The organism is Okeania hirsuta, from assembly GCF_003838195.1.
GTDB classification, from domain to species: Bacteria; Cyanobacteriota; Cyanobacteriia; order Cyanobacteriales; family Microcoleaceae; genus Okeania; species Okeania hirsuta.
Genome location: NZ_RCBY01000048.1, coordinates 1 through 18,054 on the forward strand (window position 1 = coordinate 1; position 18,054 = coordinate 18,054).

Below are 18,054 nucleotides of genomic sequence, written 5' to 3' on the forward strand. Positions count from 1 at the left end.
CTTCTTCCTTCTTCCTTCTTCCTTACCTTTGCTATACAAGACCGATGCTACCGGACATGATATTATACTATCGGTCTTTTATTCCTCCTGTTGCCTGTTGCCTGCGCACAGCGCTATATAAAATCCGGGTAATTAGTCACTGCATTCGTCATTGCGACTGGAACGGAGTGGAAGGAAACAATCTCGTTTGACCATGAGATTGCTTCCCTTCGGTCGCAATGACAACTGTTGCCACTTTGCAAAGATACCAAATGGCTATCTATAGATAATCATAGGTTTCTCAGAACGGCATAATCATACCCATAATCAGCAACGGTAATCAATAAATCTTGCTTTGATAAATCCCTTATAATTCAGTTTTCCATGCTTTAGCTAGACAAAATTTAAGTTTTTCAGCTAATACCATTACGTGAGGTTCACTCAACATGGTAATATGATTTCCAGGAACCACATGAACCTCTACAGGTTGACTAGAAAACTGGTTCCATCCCCAAGTTGTATCTGTGGGAATGTCACCAAGCATTCCCAATTCATCCCGATCAACTTTACTTGTACGGAACAGGGTAATCGCACCTTGATAGCTTCTTTGTGGGAGATAACTCATAAAAGCCAATTCCTCAGCTTTAATAGTTTGGACAATCCCACGCACTCGTTCAATTCCTGAGTTAGGTGGCAATAAACTGACGATTTCCATCTGCCGTTTGAGATAGTTTAATTGTGCTTCAGGAGTTAAAGGTTTGAGGGTTTCATAAGAAATGTCGAAATTTTTCCCAGATAAAATTTCTAGCATATGGGCAATATTGGACAACCATCGGGTATCATCCCAATCTAGCTGTTTTGGGGTGGTACCTTGAAGTGGGGCGGGAAAGTCAAATAGGGCGAGTAGGGCGACTGTTTCTCCCTTCTGTTGTAGCTGTTGTGCCATTTCAAAAGTAACTAGACCCCCAAAGGAATGACCGCCGAGGAAGTACGGACTAGAGGGTTGAAGGGTTTGGATGGCTTGGAGGTAGTAGGCAGCTACCTCTTCAAGACTACTAAAGGGTTCTGATACCCCATCTAAGGATGGAGGTTGCAAAGCGTAAAAGGGTTGCTCGTTTCCCAGATGACGGGCAAGTTGGTGGAAGTAGACCACATTGCCACCGGAACCAGGCATACAGAAGAACGGTGGGTGGTTTCCTTGGGGTTGAATAGCAACTAAGGGAGACCAAGAGTGAGTATCAGTTTTTTGAGTGAGCGAAATTTTGGGTTGAATTTCTCTTATAGGCGTCCCCGCGTCCCCGCTTTGGCGCAGTAGAATGGCTAATTTTTCTAGGGTAGGACCTTGGAAAAGGGCTGCTAAAGATATATTTTGGCCAAATTCTTTCTCAATCTCAGCCATGAGACGCACTGCTAACAGAGAATGACCACCGAGGTCAAAGAAGTTATCATGCATTCCCACCTGTTCTATTCCCAACACTTCTTGCCAAATCTCTGCTAATGCTTTCTGTGTCTCTGTTTCAGGAGCAACATACTCCGTTGATACACTACTGATATTATCCGGTATAGGTAATGCCTTACGATCTACCTTACCGTTAGGAGTCAGTGGCAGTTGCGGCAACACTACAAACCCGCTTGGTATCATATACTGCGGCAACCGCTGTTTCAGATACTGTTTCAATTTTCCTATTGCTTCTGTCTGCGATCCTTCTGGAGTTTCACTTTCTAGCACTAGATAAGCGACTAGACTTTTATTACCAGAGTTATCTTCTGTTGCTAATACTACTGCTTGTTTAACACTGGGATGTTGAGTGAGAGTCGATTCTATTTCTCCTGTTTCAATACGGTATCCTCGCACTTTTACCTGGTTGTCGATGCGACCGATAAATTCTATATTGCCATCGGGTAAATATCTACCTAAGTCTCCTGTCTTATATAGTTTAGAGTTGTGAAGATCGAAAGGGTTAGGTATGAATCTTTCTGCTGTTAATTCTGGTCTGTTTAGATATCCTCGTGCTAAACCTGCACCACCAATATGTAGTTCTCCTGTTACTCCTATGGGTACTGGTTGTAAATCACGATCAAGGATATAAATTTTCAGATCGCCTAAAGCTTTTCCAATTGGACTACTGACCTGTTCTATGTTGTCTGTGCTTAAGATTTTGTATGTTACATGGACTGTTGTCTCCGTGATACCATACATATTGATTAACTGAGGGAATCGATCGCCATGCCGCTCAAACCAGGGGACAAGAGTTTTTATCTGTAGAACTTCCCCCCCGAAGATGACATATCGTAGTTTGAGAGCATCAACACTATAGTCTTGATCGACTTCAATTAGTTGAGTGAATGCAGATGGAGTTTGATTCAGGACAGTCACCTGATGTTGGACTAACAGATCGTAGAATTCTTTTGGAGAACGACTAACCCAGTACGGCACAATTACAAGGCGACCACCATACAGCAGAGCGCTCCACAGTTCCCACACAGATAAATCGAAGGCGTAGGAATGGAATAATGTCGAGCAGTCGTTAGTGTTAAAATTGTAAATTGATTCAGTTGTGCGAAATAAACGGGTGACATTTTGATGGGAAATTAAGACTCCCTTTGGTTGTCCTGTTGAACCTGAAGTATAAATTACATAAGCCAAATTGTCAGGAGTTACTGCCATAGCAGGATTATCTGTACTTTCTTGAGATGAGGGGAGTGTTTCTAAATCTCTATCCAAACAAACCACTTTGGCTTGATGTTGTGGCAAATTTGATAAAACTGATTTAGTTGCTACTAATATTGGTACTGCTGCATCTTCCAAGATATAACTCAAACGTTCTGCTGGGTAACTGGGATCTAATGGCAAATAAGCTCCACCAGCTTTAAGAATCCCCAACAATCCCACTATCATCTCCAGAGAACGTTCGACACAGATACCCACTAATACCTCTGGTGCAACCCCCAGAGTTTGCAAATAATGCGCTAGTTGATTAGCTTGACAATTTAACTGGTGATAAGTTAATTGTCGGTCTTCAAATACTACCGCCACTGCATCCGGTGTTCTTTCTACTTGTTCTTCAAACAACTGATGAATACATTTATCTTTTGGATATTCAGCTTGAGTATTATTCCACTCCACTAATAGTTGATGACGCTCTTTGTCCGTTAACAGAGGTAATTCAGAAATGCTTATGTGGGGATTGGTAACGATTCCCTCTAGCAAAGTACTCAAATGCCCACTCATCCCCTTAATTGTAGTGGCATCAAACAAATCACTGTTGTATTCACTCACAATAACCATTCCCTCCGCTCCTTCTTCTAAGAGAGAGAAAGTGAGGTTAAACTTAGAAATCCCAGGATCTACCTTGTAGTGAAACGCCTTCCATCCTAACTTGTCTTCGGTGGGAGACCAAGACTGAGTATCAGCTTTTTGAGTGAGCGAAATTTTGGGTGGAATTTCTCTTATAGGCGTCCCCGCGTCCCCGCGTCCCCGCGTCTGTGCGTCCCCTACTAGAGGTGGATTGATCGTCAAAGCCACCTGAAACATGGGATTTTGGTTAACTTGTTGATTGGGGCGAAAGGCTTCTACCACCTTCTGGAACGGCACATCTTGATGGGAATAAGCTGATAAACAAACATTCCGGACTCGCTTTAACAGTTCGCAGAAACTAGGGTTGCCGCCCAGGTCACTACGCAAAACTAAAGTATTGATAAAGTTTCCCATCATTCCTTCTAACTCTGGTCTGGTGCGTTGGGAGATGACAGTACCTAGAACAATATCTTCCTGATTTGAATAGCGATAAAGCAAAACTTTGATTGCTGTCGCGAAGGTCACAAATAAGGTAACACTTTCTTTGTTGCTAAGAGTTTTGAGCTTTTCGATTAAGTCAAATGAGAGTCGGTGACGAACAAATGAACCAGCAAAAGTCGTTTGTGCAGTGCGAGGACGGTCAGTGGGAAGTTTTAATTGGGGTAAGTTTTCGAGTTGTCTTTGCCAGTAGGTAAGCTGATGAGAAAGTATTTCTCCTTTTAGGCGCTGGCGTTGCCAAACCGTAAAATCGGCATATTGTATAGTTAATTCTGGCAGAGGTGATGGTAAACCTTGACAAAATGCCGTATAAATAATTTCTAATTCTTGTACTATTTGGCTCAACGATTCGGCATCTACCAGAATATGGTGAATAGCGAAGTAGAGTCGATAGCTGTCTGAAGTAAGCTGAATTAGAGTAGCTCGCAGTAGGGGTCCTTGATTGAAGTCAAATCTCTGACGAAGTTGTTCAGTGGCAATACGCAGTGCTTCTGTTTCTCTTGCGGTTTCTGACCATTGCCGCAAATCGACTATTGGTAAAGTAAATGTAGATGGTGGCTGAATTTCCTGGCAGGGTTGACCGTTAACCAGTGGATAGGTAGTTCGGAGAATTTCGTGGCGACGGATGATTTCTGTGAGACCTTTTTCCAAGGCAGGAATATCGATCTCTCCACCTAGATGAATGGTCAAGCTTTCATTGCAGACTGGTTCTTCTGGTGTTAACTGATTGAGAAACCACATTTGTTCTTGACTAAATGATATTGGCATCATTGGTTCTCGTGGAATTGGTTGTAGGGATGCTCCAACATCTAATCCCTCAAGGGGAATAACCTCCTGGGCTAACTCAGCAACTGTGGGACACTCGAATAGGAGATTTAGAGGTAATTCTACTTGCAGGCGTACCCGCACTAGCCCGATAATTTTGGTGGCTAACAAGGAATGTCCGCCTAATTCAATAAAGTTGTCGTGGACTCCGATGGGAGAAACACCCAGAATCTCTGACCAGATTTGCGCTAGTTGCTGTTCCATTGCATCCCGGGGGGCAACAAAACTGGTTTCACGAAGCAAATTTGAAGCATCGGGAATGGGTAGATCCTTGCGATCGACTTTGCCACTGGGTGTTAAGGGTAAAGCTTCCAGCATTATAAACGTTCCAGGCATCATGTAGTCTGGTAACTTTTCTGATAGAAAGTGGCGCAGTTGACCCGAAGTCGGGATTTGCCCCTGATTTGGACAAACGTAGGCGACTAAGCGTTTATCCCCTGGTTGGTCTTCTCGGACAATCACCGCAGTCTGCCGCAGGTTGGGGTGTTGGGCGAGTATTGCTTCAATTTCTACGAGTTCGATCCGGAAACCCCGCACCTTGACCTGATTATCAATGCGACCGAGATATTCGATATTTCCATCAGGTAAATAACGAGCTAAATCTCCAGTTTTGTAAAGACGAGACCCCTCTTCTTGACTAAAGGGATTGGCAATAAATCGTTCTGCACTCAATTCGGGACGGTTGAGATAGCCTATAGCTAGGCAAACTCCCCCGATGTACAACTCGCCGGGAATCCCCACAGGTACAGGTTTTGCGAATTCATCTAATAGGTAAATCTGAGTGTTAGCAATGGGACGACCAATAGGTGGTAGTGCTGACCAATTCTCAGTAGAACCGGTTAAGGTGAATGATGTCACTACATGAGTTTCTGATGGTCCATAATGATTATGAAGGGAACAATCTTTTAGCTGGTCGAAAAAGCTGGCGATCGCCGGAGTTATTTGCAACTGTTCCCCTGCTGTTATTACTTCCCGCAAACTGGTGGGAATCAATCCTAAAGTTTGAGCGGTCTGTGCTAACTGCTGTAAAGCAACGAAAGGAAGAAACAGTCTTTCTATTTGTTTTTCTCTTAATAGATGTAGTAAAGCAACAGGGTCTCGTCGCACTTGTTCTGAGATTAAGACTAAAGTTCCACCCCCACACCAAGTTGAAAATATTTCTTGAAAGGAGACATCAAAGCTAATTGGTGCAAATTGCAGAGTTTTTGCTTTTGGTGAAACTCTTGTGTTTTCTAGTTGCCAGAAAATCAGATTACTCAAGGCAATATGCTTCATCGCTACACCTTTCGGCTGACCTGTAGAACCAGAAGTATAGATTACATAAGCCAAGTTTTCTTCAGAAGCAGTACAGTTTAGATTGAATTGATTTTCTTGATTAACTACATCCCACTCACCATCTAAACAAATGATTTGCGCTCTTATTTTCGGTAATCCAGCTAACAAGTTTTTTTGAGTTAATAGCACTGAAGCTTGAGAATTTTCCAGCATATAGGCAATGCGCTCAATCGGATAAGTTGGGTCTATAGGAACATAAGCACCACCTGCTTTGAGAATACCCAAGAGACTGATCACCATCTCTAGCGATCGCTCAAGGCAAATTCCTACTAATACGTTTGGACCTATCCCCAGATGCTGCAAGTAATGAGCTAGTTGATTGGCTTTTTGATTTAAACTTTCATAAGTTAGTTGGTTCCCCTCAAACACAACAGCTACAGAATTGGGAGTTCGTTCTACTTGCGCTTCAAACAACTGATGCAGACAAATATCCGGAGGGTAATTTACGGCAGTCTTGTTCCACTCTCTTAAAAACTTATAATTTTCTTGATCTTGAATCAATGCCACATCCCCTCGTTTTTATTGTTAAAATAGCAATATTCTTTTGAGATTATAATGGACTTTGAGTTTTTTACCGAATAATTAATTAAGATTTAATGCCTCTCCTTTAAAGGATAAAAAATAAGTCAAAAGTAAGAAATAAGAAATAAGAAATAAGAAGTAAGAAGAAAATTATAGTGGTCAATAGGGGTCAAGGATTCAGCAAGTATTTATGCTTAATATTTAACTGATAATTTGACTCCCGATCAAGGTAAATGAAGATAATTTATTTGAAGAAGGAGACAGGAGACAGGAGACAGGAGACAGGAGGAAAATTACATGGGGATTCTCACCCCAAGTAATTTTGAACACCGTGTAGACGGTGGGGTATTAAACCCACAAAGAAAATGATAATATAAATACCTAAGCAAGCTACGGATTTTATACTAATTTTTATGTTAAAAATTGAAGTGCGGAATGTGGGTTTTAAGCTTCATTTTTCAGCGCTTGGTCAACCGTTTTACCGCAATTATGAATCATTTATCAACACAATTAAAACAGATAAACAGTTTCAAAATCTTACCCATATTGTTTTTTCTAGGATATTTTCTACAGAACCCCAAGAGGACTGATTTATGTTATCTAAATATACTTATCAAAATAATATGGGTTTAAAACCCCGCCTTGACTGGCGAAATATTTTTGGAGCGAAGCTCAAATCCCCGTTACAAAAATAACTTCTGACTTCTGACTTCTAACTTCGTTAAACTCTAGCCCAATATCACTATGGAAACATTTAAAAATAGCCTAGCTTTTTATGTTAACATGAAAAGCACATTACCTCTAGGGATATAACTAAATCTATATTCAGATCGGGCAATTTAATTTATTTAGAGGTTGAATAAAATAAATCTTGACATATCGTTATATATTGTGATGTATTGTTGACAACAACCAGAGCAATTATTACAATCATACATAAATAAAATAGACAATATATATTCTTTCAGATTCTTAGTAGCCCAATTAACTAATCAGAGTTAGTTGTTCTGGCAATTAGCCAACTTTTAAATCTGTTTGAGAAGTCAAAGTATTAGTCTATTTTTTTTAGAAAAAATAGTTTTTAATCAAAAAGTGTTTCAGTCCGGAATGCTGTTTGCGGAGCATTCCGGTACGGAAAATGCTAATAGTTAGTTAAACCATATCGAGTCATAATTATGGCAAATAAACCAGAAACAAAACAAGCCTACGAAGCTAAAATCAAAGCTCAAATTGATAAACTTAATGCTCAAATTGATGAAATGAAAGCCAAAGCAAAACAAGCTAAAGCTGATGCTGCAATTAATTATCACAAAAAAATAGAAGAATTGTCTACTAAGCGTGATGCAGTCAAAACCAAATTTCAGGAACTACAAAACTCAAGCGAACAAGCATGGGGAGATGTAAAAGTTGGTTTTGAAAAGGCTTGGAATGATTTGCACAACGCCTTTGATAGTGCAGTTTCTAAGTTTAAATAACTGATATTTAGCTACAACTAATTACAGAGTATTTTTGACTATCCCCAGGACTAAAGTCACGGGGATTTTTAATGTGGCGTTGATGAATCAAGCTATGAAACCTAAATTTCGCCAAATATAAAATGCTTTTCAGTTAATAGTTAGATATAGCAATGAGCGCTGGTATATTTACAAATTGCAGGAGGGGTTAAATAGCTAAAAGTCTTATATTATCGGCAATTTATTCCCCCTTCCGGAGCTGTTGCTTTCCGGAGCTGTTGCCTGCGCACAGCGCTATAATTTTTCCTACCCACTTAATTAATTACGAAAAGTTGAAAACTCCTGAGTTAAAACCCAGGAGAATAAAAATGACATATTTGCAAACCTCCCAATCTATTCGGTGGAGAATTAAACTATTTAACAGCATTACTTATTAGTTGTATAGGTGCATCTCTCCAGAGTTGGTCTAATCTATTAGCTGGCATCGTTAAGTACAAAACATCACCAGAATTCAGAGTCGCATTTAGCAATTCCCAACCATGAATTTCTTTACCGTTGCTTTCTATATACAAAGGTACAAAATCAGCACTGCTAGCTGCTTGTTGAACAATTTTTCCACAAAAAGGATGTCCCGGTGTAATTAAAGTGGCTAACGCTACCCACAAACTATCTGTTGTAATCCCATTACCAAGAATTCTACCGCCGATAGCTGCTGCTGCAAAAGCAGGGGAAGCTAATTCTGTGGGACTAAGTACAGACTCAAACTCAAAAACCTGTTGCACCATTAGAGCTAAGTGCGGGTCTTGACTTCTCACCACAACTGTGATTTTAGGAACAAGTCCCTTGGCACTCAGAGCAATTTCTAAATTAACAATATCATTACCAGTTACAGCTAAAAGTGCTTCAGCTTTTTCAATATTGGCAACTTCTAGAGTCGTAGATAAACTTGCATCTCCCTCAATTACAGGAATTTTCATAGACCTGGCAGTACTGAGAAATCTACAGCTAGGGTTACGCTCTACCACTACTACTTCATACCCACTACCAATCAGTTGCTCGGCAATATGTAAACCAATGCCACCAAACCCACAAATAATGTAATGTTGTTTTAGTGGTATGCGGGCAGCATCCCAATACTCTTGGAAGCGAGTACCTAATACAAAATCATTCAGGAGCGCATAACAAATACCAACGATCGCCGTTCCCACAAGCATCATTATCGAAGTAAATATTTTGATACTGCCTGGTGCTTGTTCGGCTATTTTTTCATTTCCCCCTGCTCCCGTAATCATCCCAACTGTAAAATAGAGAGAATCAACAAAGCTGTTATTCAGATTTATACTAATATAAGTAATAGTGCAGAATAACACAGTTACTAAAAGAGCCAAGTTGAGAATTACTGCTGATTTACTGTGTCGCTGAAATTGCCTGAGTCTGCCAAATATTTTGAATAAGTAATAAACTAAATTTTGTCTGCGAGTTCGCAGCTTTGGTTTGCTAGAAAGAATCAGACGATCTCCTACCTGTAACTCCCGCTCTTCTACTACAGCAGAGACTAAATCTATTGGATCTGCCACTGGTATATAGTAGATCAACATTAGAGAGCGGTCGTCCCACAAAGAACTCAGTTTACGACCTTTCCAAGGATGATTATGACCGATTAATTCTTCTCGCATTGGCCAGGTCTGATTGTATATGTGTAACTGGCCAATAGCATGATTTCCTAAAGCTGCAAAAGCAAACACTGGAGCTGCTAAAGCTGACACACTCATTGTTGTATGATCGGTTAGAGTGTGGTCTAAGCGATCGCCCAAACTTGTATTAAATAGGCGATTGATAATCCGAATTTTCGGATTGAGAATTCTTGCTAACATTAAGACGGCCAAATTAACAGACTCATCTTTCCCTGCTAAAACCAGAGTATGAGCGCTTTGAATGCCTGCTGCTAATAAGGTAGATGCTGAACGAAAGTTGCCGACAATAATCTCTGTACCCTCTCCACGGAGTGGGCGATCGCTTATACCTACAACTGTTGCACCCTGCTGTCTTAATAAACGGAATACTTTGTAGCCGGTACGACCCAAGCCACAGACTATTATTCTAGGTTTCATTAGATCGGGAAACTTATTAAAGTAATATTAAGAAGTCATCTTTTAGTTTGTACTATAAACTATCATTTATTATTTATACTAAAAAAAATGTAACTTACAACACTGTTTTTTTGCTAATATTTATCTTTGTTTTTTGTCAATAGTCATTCTTTTTATTGATTTATCTTGATTTTTTGACACAAAAATTAATGTTGTTTTTTAATTTTTATCAATCATTCTTTTTAGTGAGTTACAAAAATCAGTTTAAATTCAGCTATTTTTCAAACTAATCAATCTCCTTAATAATTCATATTCTAACAAAAAAAGCACAAATATGTCAAAGTAATATTGATTTTTCATCGAGAAAAAAAACTTTTGAATGATTATATTTTTTGAAGAATATAGTGTATAATTACTATCAAAATTATGCACATGATTGAAAGTATATAAGTAGCTGATATAAAGCCTTTTTATGTTACTTACAAAATATTCTGGGAAAAGGCAATAGAAGCTAATAATTCAAAATTGCTATCTGAAATCTATTTTCAGATAGAGGGAGCAAAACTTATTGTTTAATCTAACTTTTAGTTTCTAGAAATTTAGATAAATAACTATAGATTTAATACACTTTATTTTACTATTTCTCAATTCTGGAGAAATAGACTTAGATCCTCTCTTTATTCTTGACAACCTTGATTTAGGTAAAACTTGTAAATTAACTACAGATACTGATGATACTGATGATTTAAAGAGTAAGTTTGCAGATAATTACTGAATACATATTCTCCTATAGCTAAAAACAAAGTATTTTTCGATCAGTAATTATCCAAGCATGATATAAAAACAAATAATTGAGAAATTTTAGACTTTCAAAAGTAATTAGATATGTAGGTTTGAATTCTAAATATAACTGCAGTATAGTATAGATTGTCATGACCACAGTTAAAGATATTAGTGAACAAGGACTTTTAAAGGTATTACACCGTTTTTGCCCCACAGAAGTTGTTGGGGATGATGCTGCTATTGTGCCAATTCAACCCCACAAATCATTAGTAGTTACAACAGATACACTCGTTGATGGAGTACATTTTAGCGATCGCACCACTTCCCCTGAAGATGTCGGTTGGCGTAGCGCTGCTGCCAACTTATCCGACCTCGCAGCAATGGGTGCATTCCCTATTGGTATTACGATCGCACTCGGTCTCACTGGCGATACTCCCGTTACTTGGGTTGAAAAACTTTACCAAGGAATTTCTGAATGTCTACAACCATATAATACTCCTATAGTCGGTGGAGATATTGTGCGATCGCCTATCCGTACTATCTCAATTACTGCTTTCGGACAAATTGAACCTTCACAGACTATTCTTCGTTCAAATTGCCAACCCCAAAATGCGATCGTTGTTACTGGAGTACATGGAGCATCAAAAGCAGGGTTAGAATTATTACTGCATCCAGAACTAGGTGAATTTCTCACAGAAGCAGAACGTTCTTCCCTAATTTTAGATCATCAACGTCCTCGACCAAGGCTCGATCTTTTAACAAATTTATGGAATTGCTTATCTTTAAATAGTTCTAATAGTGTAGAGAAGAACCAAAACTCGGTCTTAGTAGGAGGAATGGACAGTAGTGATGGGCTAGCAGATGCGATCGTTCAGATGTGTCAAGCATCTCAGGTCGGAGCTAAGATCGATCGCAATCAAATTCCCATTCCTTCTTCTTTAACTAAACTTGTCTCACCCGAACAAGCATTAAAGTGGGCACTCTATGGAGGAGAAGATTTCGAGCTAGTATTATGCTTACCTCCAATTTGTGGCCAAGAATTAGTCAAAAAAATTGGAGTCGGTGCAGCCATAGTAGGTACAACCACAGACGACACCGACATCTTATTAATAGATAGCCAAGGAATTTACCCAAACGAGCAACTTACACTTAGCCAAGCATTTCAACATTTTTGAAAAAATTATTTATCTTGGGTTTTTAATTCAATTGCCAGAGAGTGAAAACTCAGACACACTAAGCAGGCCACTTCTGTGCGACAACTTCAGCCAAGTCTACAACACGCTGACTATAACCCCATTCATTATCATACCAAGCAATAACTTTCACCATATCGCCATCCATAACCATTGTCAGACTAGCATCTACAATAGAAGATGAATCATGACCACGAAAATCACAAGAAACCAAAGGCAAATCGCAGTATTCAATGATACCCTTCATTGGTCCATTAGCAGCTTCTTGTATAACTTCGTTAACTTGTTCAGTAAAAGTATTTTTCTCAACTTGAGCTACAAGGTCTACTACAGAAACGTTAGGAGTAGGTACCCGCATAGCAATACCATTTAACTTACCTTTCATTTCTGGAATTACCAGAGCCACTGCTTTAGCTGCACCTGTAGAAGTTGGCACAATATTTACAGCCGCTGCTCTAGCCCGCCGTACATCTCTGTGACTAGCATCCAAAATACGTTGGTCGCCAGTGTAACTATGAGTTGTGGTCATTGTACCTTTAATAATGCCAAAATTGTCATTTATCACTTTGACCACTGGAGCTAGACAGTTGGTTGTACAACTAGCATTGCTGACAATATCATAATCATCATGCTCATAATCTTGATGGTTAACACCTACCACGAAAGTACCAACTTTTCCACCCTTACCAGGAGCAGTAATTAAAACCTTTTTTGCTCCAGCTTGTAAATGCTTTGAGGCTCCTTCCTCAGTCACAAATACACCTGTAGCCTCTATAATTAGATCGATATTCCAGTCTGCCCATGGTAAATTTAAAGGATTACGGTCAGATACACACTTAATTGTTTTACCATTAACTGTGATGGAATTTTCATCCGTACTAATATCCACACCCTTTAATGTGCCCAACATTGAATCGTACTTTAGTAGATGAGCATTGGTTTTGGGGTCGGAAGTATCATTGATAGCAATAACATCAAGTTGGCTATCTGTACGAGTGAGCCAGCAACGTAAAAAATTTCGTCCAATCCGTCCAAAACCATTTATAGCAACTCTAATCACTTTTTACCTCCTAACAACAGCAATAATCATGTATAATTAAAGTTTTTGACAGTTTTAAATACTGAATTAATCCAGTTTCAGTGTTAACTAGCTATCAGCGCTTCAGCATTTTCCGTACCGGAATGCTCCGCAAACAGCTATCAGCTTTTTGACCTTGGGTTTATACTCCGGCAAATAATGCGCCGGATGGTTGAGTCGGGGTTGAAATCCTCGACTAGGGCATAAAAAAAACTCCTAATGCTGACTGCTGACTGCTGACTGCTGACTGCTGACTTCTATTTAATTGAGCCAAGCCCCGTGCTGCCCCACTGGGTGCTTTTTGGTAGTTCCAGATATTGATTTCAGGCTTAAACTCTACCTTACCTTCATCTCAGATCCCTAACTTTTTCAGAAGTGATATGAATTTTAGATAAGGAGAGCTTAAAAGAAAATTAATCTTGACCATTATCATACAGCAAAATGGTAATTTGGTAATTTTTTTGTAGGTTAATTACGATCCCTGCCATTAATCGAGTTAGCTATGGCATTAAATTTAAGTTTTTGTTCACAGCTTGTTGTATAAAGGAACCTATGTGGATGGGGTATAGAACTTGTGAGGATTTTTTGTCAAAAGTCAAAATTATAAAAGTCAAAAGTCTACATTGAAGTAGAAAAATTTTTCTGCTCCACTAATCAATCCTGGGACAGTTTAAGTAGTAAGAAGATATAGAAGCGAATAAAAAACTTTTGTTAAATAGTTTTATAGTAAGTTATTCATAACAAATTTTGTTTGCTCAATTTAAGTAAGTCAGAATTAGCAACCCATTAGTTATTGGACAACAAGTTACTGACTAACAACTAATGCTTGAATAGCAATCTAAACTGTGAATGATAATTCATAATTGATTTTGTCTAGTTAGGTTCTATAAATACTTATTCTTTTGTAAAAAATCCTGATAATTTATCCTTGATTAATTTTTCGAGGTATATCCGGAAAAAGACTGGCCAGTGGGTAAAGATTTGATAGAAAACAAACTCATTGCAAGTAATAGAGCTGATTAACTAAACTAACCAGTATTTTTGGTAAATTACTGCTAGACTCTATCTAAAAAAAAAAAATCCTGGTATGATATCGCGTGTTATGGGCACAGTGTGGTGTATAAGGAGTAATTAATGTCTATATATGTAGATTTCAGTGGTAGGCCGTTTCATTTTATTGGTATTGGAGGCATCGGAATGTCAGCTTTGGCTTACATTTTAGCCAAACGCAATTTACCAACTTATGGATCGGATCTAAAATCAAGCCATATAACAAAGCGTTTGCAAGCAATAGGAACCCATATATTTTGGGATCAAGATGCTAAAAATTTAGAACTATTTCAACAAATTTCTCTTGAGAAAAATGTATCTCCGTCAAACGACTCAAACTTAAATTTATCCCCTATCGACCTCTGTCTAAGTACAGAAGGATTAATGACGGAAAAACACAATAGTAGGATGGAGGATAACCAAGAAATTTCTCAACTTCCACAAGTAATTTGTTCAACAGCAATTAATCAAACTAACTCTGAGTATAAAGCCGCAATTGCATTAGGATGTCCCATTTTACATCGCTCGGATCTATTAGCAGCTCTAATTCAAGAATATCAAAGCATAGCTGTAGCAGGAACTCATGGCAAAACTACAACTAGCAGTCTCATCGGATTTATGCTTCTAGAAACTGGTTTAGACCCCACTATTGTTATTGGTGGAGAAGTAGATGCTTGGGAAGGTAATGCTCGTTTAGGTAACAGTCCTTATCTAGTCGCAGAAGCAGATGAATCAGATGGCTCTCTGATTAAATTATCTGCACACATTGGTGTAGTAACAAATATCGAATTAGACCATCCAGATCATTATGAAAGTTTAGATCAGGTGGTTGAGACTTTTAAAGTATTTAAAGAAAATTGTCAAACTTTGGTAGGTTGTATAGACTGTTCTACAGTGAAAAACTTCCTCCAGCCAACTATTAGCTATAGCCTTGACTCAGATAGTAATGCAGATTATACAGTCGATTGTGTAGATTATCAATCTCATGTTACCTTAGCTCGTGTTTGGGAGCGGGGCCAAATTCTGGGAGAGTTACAGTTGGGGTTATTGGGTAAACATAACTTAAGTAATGCTTTAGCTGCTGTAGCAGTAGGCAGGTTACTAGGTTTAGAATTTCCTGCTATTGCTATGGCGATCGCTAAATTTGAAGGCGCTCATCGTCGATTTGAACATCGCGGAGAGTGCAATGGTATTGTATTCATTGATGACTATGCTCACCATCCTAGTGAAGTTAGTGCAACTTTAGCCGCAGCTCGCTTACGAAAAAACAGTCAAAAAGTGACTACAAAATCTCACATATCTAAAACCAGTTTATCTTTGACAAAACAAAATAACTCATTGCCGATCCAAAGAGTTGTTGCTATATTCCAACCTCATCGTTATAGTCGTACTCAAGCTTTTATTTCAGAGTTTGCGAAGTCATTTAATGATGCTGATATGGTGATTGTTACTGATATCTACAGTGCAGGGGAATCACCATTGGGTAAAATTAGTGGCCAACAAGTAGCTGAAGCAATTTCTGAAGATCATCAACAGGTTTACTATCAACCATCTTTAGAATTAGTAAGTAAATTTTTAAATGAAGTCTTAAGACCAGGAGATTTGGCAATATTTCTCGGTGCTGGCAACCTCAATAAAATTATTCCAGAGGTTATGGCATATTATCAAAAACCTCACTATCAGGTTGTATCTATTGAAACAGCTTATATAGAGGAACATTCAGTTGAGTTAGCTAACTCTTAAACAATATCTTTAAAATTACGATAATTCAAGTATTAGTTATGACAATGACTCTCCCTTATAACATAGCTAGTTCAGCTCAAAAGCCACAATATAAACCTATTCCACTACTGGGAACAGATTGTGTAATTAGGTCTAATGTTCCTTTAGCTCCTCTGACTTCTTACCGAGTTGGAGGACCTGCTGAATGGTATGTCACACCAAAAAAATTAGATCAATTACAAGCAAGTTTTCAGTTTGCTCACTCTGAAGGACTACCAATTACTTTGCTAGGAGCAGGTTCCAATATGTTAGTGAGCGATCGTGGTTTATCGGGGTTGGTGATTAGTAGTCGCAACCTCCGTCACATTAACTTTGAACAGGAAACAGGTCTTCTAACCGTAGGTGCTGGTGAATCATTACCACGTATTGCTTGGAAGGCAGCTAGAATGGGTTGGCAAGGTTTGGAGTGGGTTGTTGGTATCCCTGGTACTGTTGGTGGTGCTGTGGTAATGAATGCTGGGGCACAAGGTAAGTGTATAGCTGATATATTAGTTAATGCCCATGTTATGTTGCCTGATGGTCGGATAGAAATTCTGTCTCCTCAAGATTTAGAATACAGCTATCGTCATTCTAGCCTACAAGGTAAGTCTATTTTGGTTGCTCAAGCTACTTTTCAGTTACAACCAGGGGAAAATCCTGCTTCGGTGACTGCTATAACTTCTGAAAATTTTAACAAGCGAAAGACTAGCCAACCTTATCATTTACCTAGTTGTGGTAGTGTTTTTCGCAATCCAAGGCCACAAGCTGCTGGTTGGTTAATTGAACAAACTGGGCTTAAGGGTTATCAAATAGGAATGGCCCAGGTAGCTCACCGTCATGCAAACTTTATTCTTAATTGTGGGGGAGCTACAGCTAACGATATTTTCCAATTGATATATCATGTTCAAGAACAGGTGGAAAAGCAATGGTCTTTTTTATTAAAACCAGAGGTAAAAATGATCGGAGATTTTTCAGGAGCACTAACTTTCTAATGTCAGTATACTAAACGGGTGCTTCTTGCTAGTTAAACAATCTAGTTAAGTGCAAATTAGGTACACAAAACGGATAAATCAACTTTAGATACTGAGTTTTTCTGTTAATTATTCAGATTTCTAACTACAAGTAAATTACTATCAGGTTTCAATTAGTAATAGTCACTAAAATTGGCATGATTTTCAGATTCCCCACCTTCTGAATTAATTACTATATTTTAGGAAGTCTATGGTCTATAAACAGCTTTTAACTAATATTATTACCAATTATGGTATTGGGAAATCTTGAATAAATTAGGGCTTGAAATGGCAGGTTCGTCAAATTATTAATTTAATTAGGTACTAAAAATCTATTGCAGTGTTATGATTTTTATGTAAAGATGCCATGATATTATATATAAGGTAGGTGCGCATTTTGATCGGCTCCTACTAAAGCACAAAATCTAACTAGATTCTGTATAAATATATTGAGAATCTAGAAGAATTAAAATATGTGCTGCATAAATTATTAGAGACCTAATAATTTAATGGCAACAAACAAATAACAAATAAGACTTACCATAGAAGAGTAATAATTATGTCACAATCAGGAAAAGGCTTTAACTTCGGGTTAGGTAAAATGAAAGAACTAACAGAGGCTTTTAAAAAAGCTCAACAGGTTCAAGAAGGAGCTAAACAACTTCAAGAAGATCTCGATAAATTAGAGGTTGAAGGGGTAGCAGGTGGTGGTTTAGTCAAGGTTTTTTTGAGTGGAAACCAAGAACCACGGCGAGTAGAAATTTCACCTGATGCACTAGGAGAAGGGGCAGAAGTAATTTCTGAATTGGTGACAGTAGCAATGCAAGACGCTTATAGTAAGTCTACTGCTACTATGCGCGAGCGCATGGAAGATTTGACAGGTGGTTTAAATATACCTGGACTTTCATAAAGTCAGAAGTCAGAAGTCAGAAGTCAGAAATCAGAAGTCAGAAGTTGTTTTTGTAACGGGTATTTGAGCAAGCCTACAAAAACATTTTGCCTTAAAAGGCGGGGTTACGCGACCCAATTATTTTGATAATTTAAGTCTTAATAGCTAGGGCAGGTTTAAGTTAAGAACCAATGTATCGTAGACTAATAACTAACCTGTATCCTAGTCTTAATCATATTTATAAAATTGTCATTTCAGTTAGTCTCCTCCGGAGGAACTTCGGACTTCA

The 18,054-nt window shown here is 38.5% G+C and carries 8 protein-coding genes; 5 read left to right on the top strand and 3 right to left on the bottom strand.

The genetic code is table 11. From position 1 onward, the window contains the following. Positions 1–346: 346 nt before the first annotated feature. Positions 347–6,442: a non-ribosomal peptide synthetase gene (locus tag D5R40_RS10685; protein ID WP_124154628.1), complete on the bottom strand. Its 6,096-nt coding sequence runs from the start codon at positions 6,440–6,442 to the stop codon at positions 347–349. A gap of 1,190 nt (positions 6,443–7,632) precedes the next feature. On the opposite strand from D5R40_RS10685, the gene D5R40_RS10690 reads away from it, so the two are divergent. Further along, positions 7,633–7,932 (top strand): sll1863 family stress response protein, encoded by a 300-nt coding sequence (locus D5R40_RS10690; RefSeq protein WP_124143570.1) that lies wholly within the window; start codon positions 7,633–7,635, stop codon positions 7,930–7,932. Positions 7,933–8,324: 392 nt separating this feature from the next. Here D5R40_RS10690 and D5R40_RS10695 read toward each other — a convergent pair whose 3' ends face one another. Further along, a complete protein-coding gene (locus D5R40_RS10695; protein ID WP_124143569.1) occupies positions 8,325–10,022 on the bottom strand; it encodes a potassium channel family protein in 1,698 nt (565 codons plus the stop codon). A gap of 911 nt (positions 10,023–10,933) precedes the next feature. Between D5R40_RS10695 and thiL the strand changes: the two genes are divergently transcribed. Further along, on the top strand, positions 10,934–11,959 hold the full coding sequence (gene thiL / locus D5R40_RS10700) for a thiamine-phosphate kinase (RefSeq protein WP_124143568.1): 1,026 nt from the start codon (positions 10,934–10,936) through the stop codon (positions 11,957–11,959). A 58-nt stretch (positions 11,960–12,017) separates the two neighbouring features. Here the strand turns inward: thiL and D5R40_RS10705 are convergent, their stop codons facing one another. Further along, positions 12,018–13,037, bottom strand: coding sequence for a type I glyceraldehyde-3-phosphate dehydrogenase (locus D5R40_RS10705; RefSeq protein ID WP_124143567.1), 1,020 nt, complete (start codon positions 13,035–13,037; stop codon positions 12,018–12,020). A gap of 1,152 nt (positions 13,038–14,189) precedes the next feature. On the opposite strand from D5R40_RS10705, the gene murC reads away from it, so the two are divergent. The 3 genes from murC to D5R40_RS10720 all read left to right on the top strand — a co-directional run bounded on the left by murC (position 14,190) and on the right by D5R40_RS10720 (position 17,786). Beyond that, positions 14,190–15,848 (top strand): UDP-N-acetylmuramate--L-alanine ligase, encoded by a 1,659-nt coding sequence (gene murC, locus D5R40_RS10710; RefSeq protein ID WP_124143566.1) that lies wholly within the window; start codon positions 14,190–14,192, stop codon positions 15,846–15,848. A 38-nt stretch (positions 15,849–15,886) separates the two neighbouring features. Next, positions 15,887–16,858 carry a UDP-N-acetylmuramate dehydrogenase gene (murB, locus tag D5R40_RS10715; protein ID WP_124154629.1) on the top strand — a complete coding sequence of 324 codons (972 nt, stop codon included), beginning with the start codon at positions 15,887–15,889 and terminating at the stop codon, positions 16,856–16,858. Between the two features lie 577 nt (positions 16,859–17,435). After that, complete coding sequence (locus tag D5R40_RS10720; RefSeq protein ID WP_124143564.1) at positions 17,436–17,786, top strand: YbaB/EbfC family nucleoid-associated protein; 351 nt, start codon at positions 17,436–17,438, stop codon at positions 17,784–17,786. Positions 17,787–18,054: the final 268 nt, after the last annotated feature.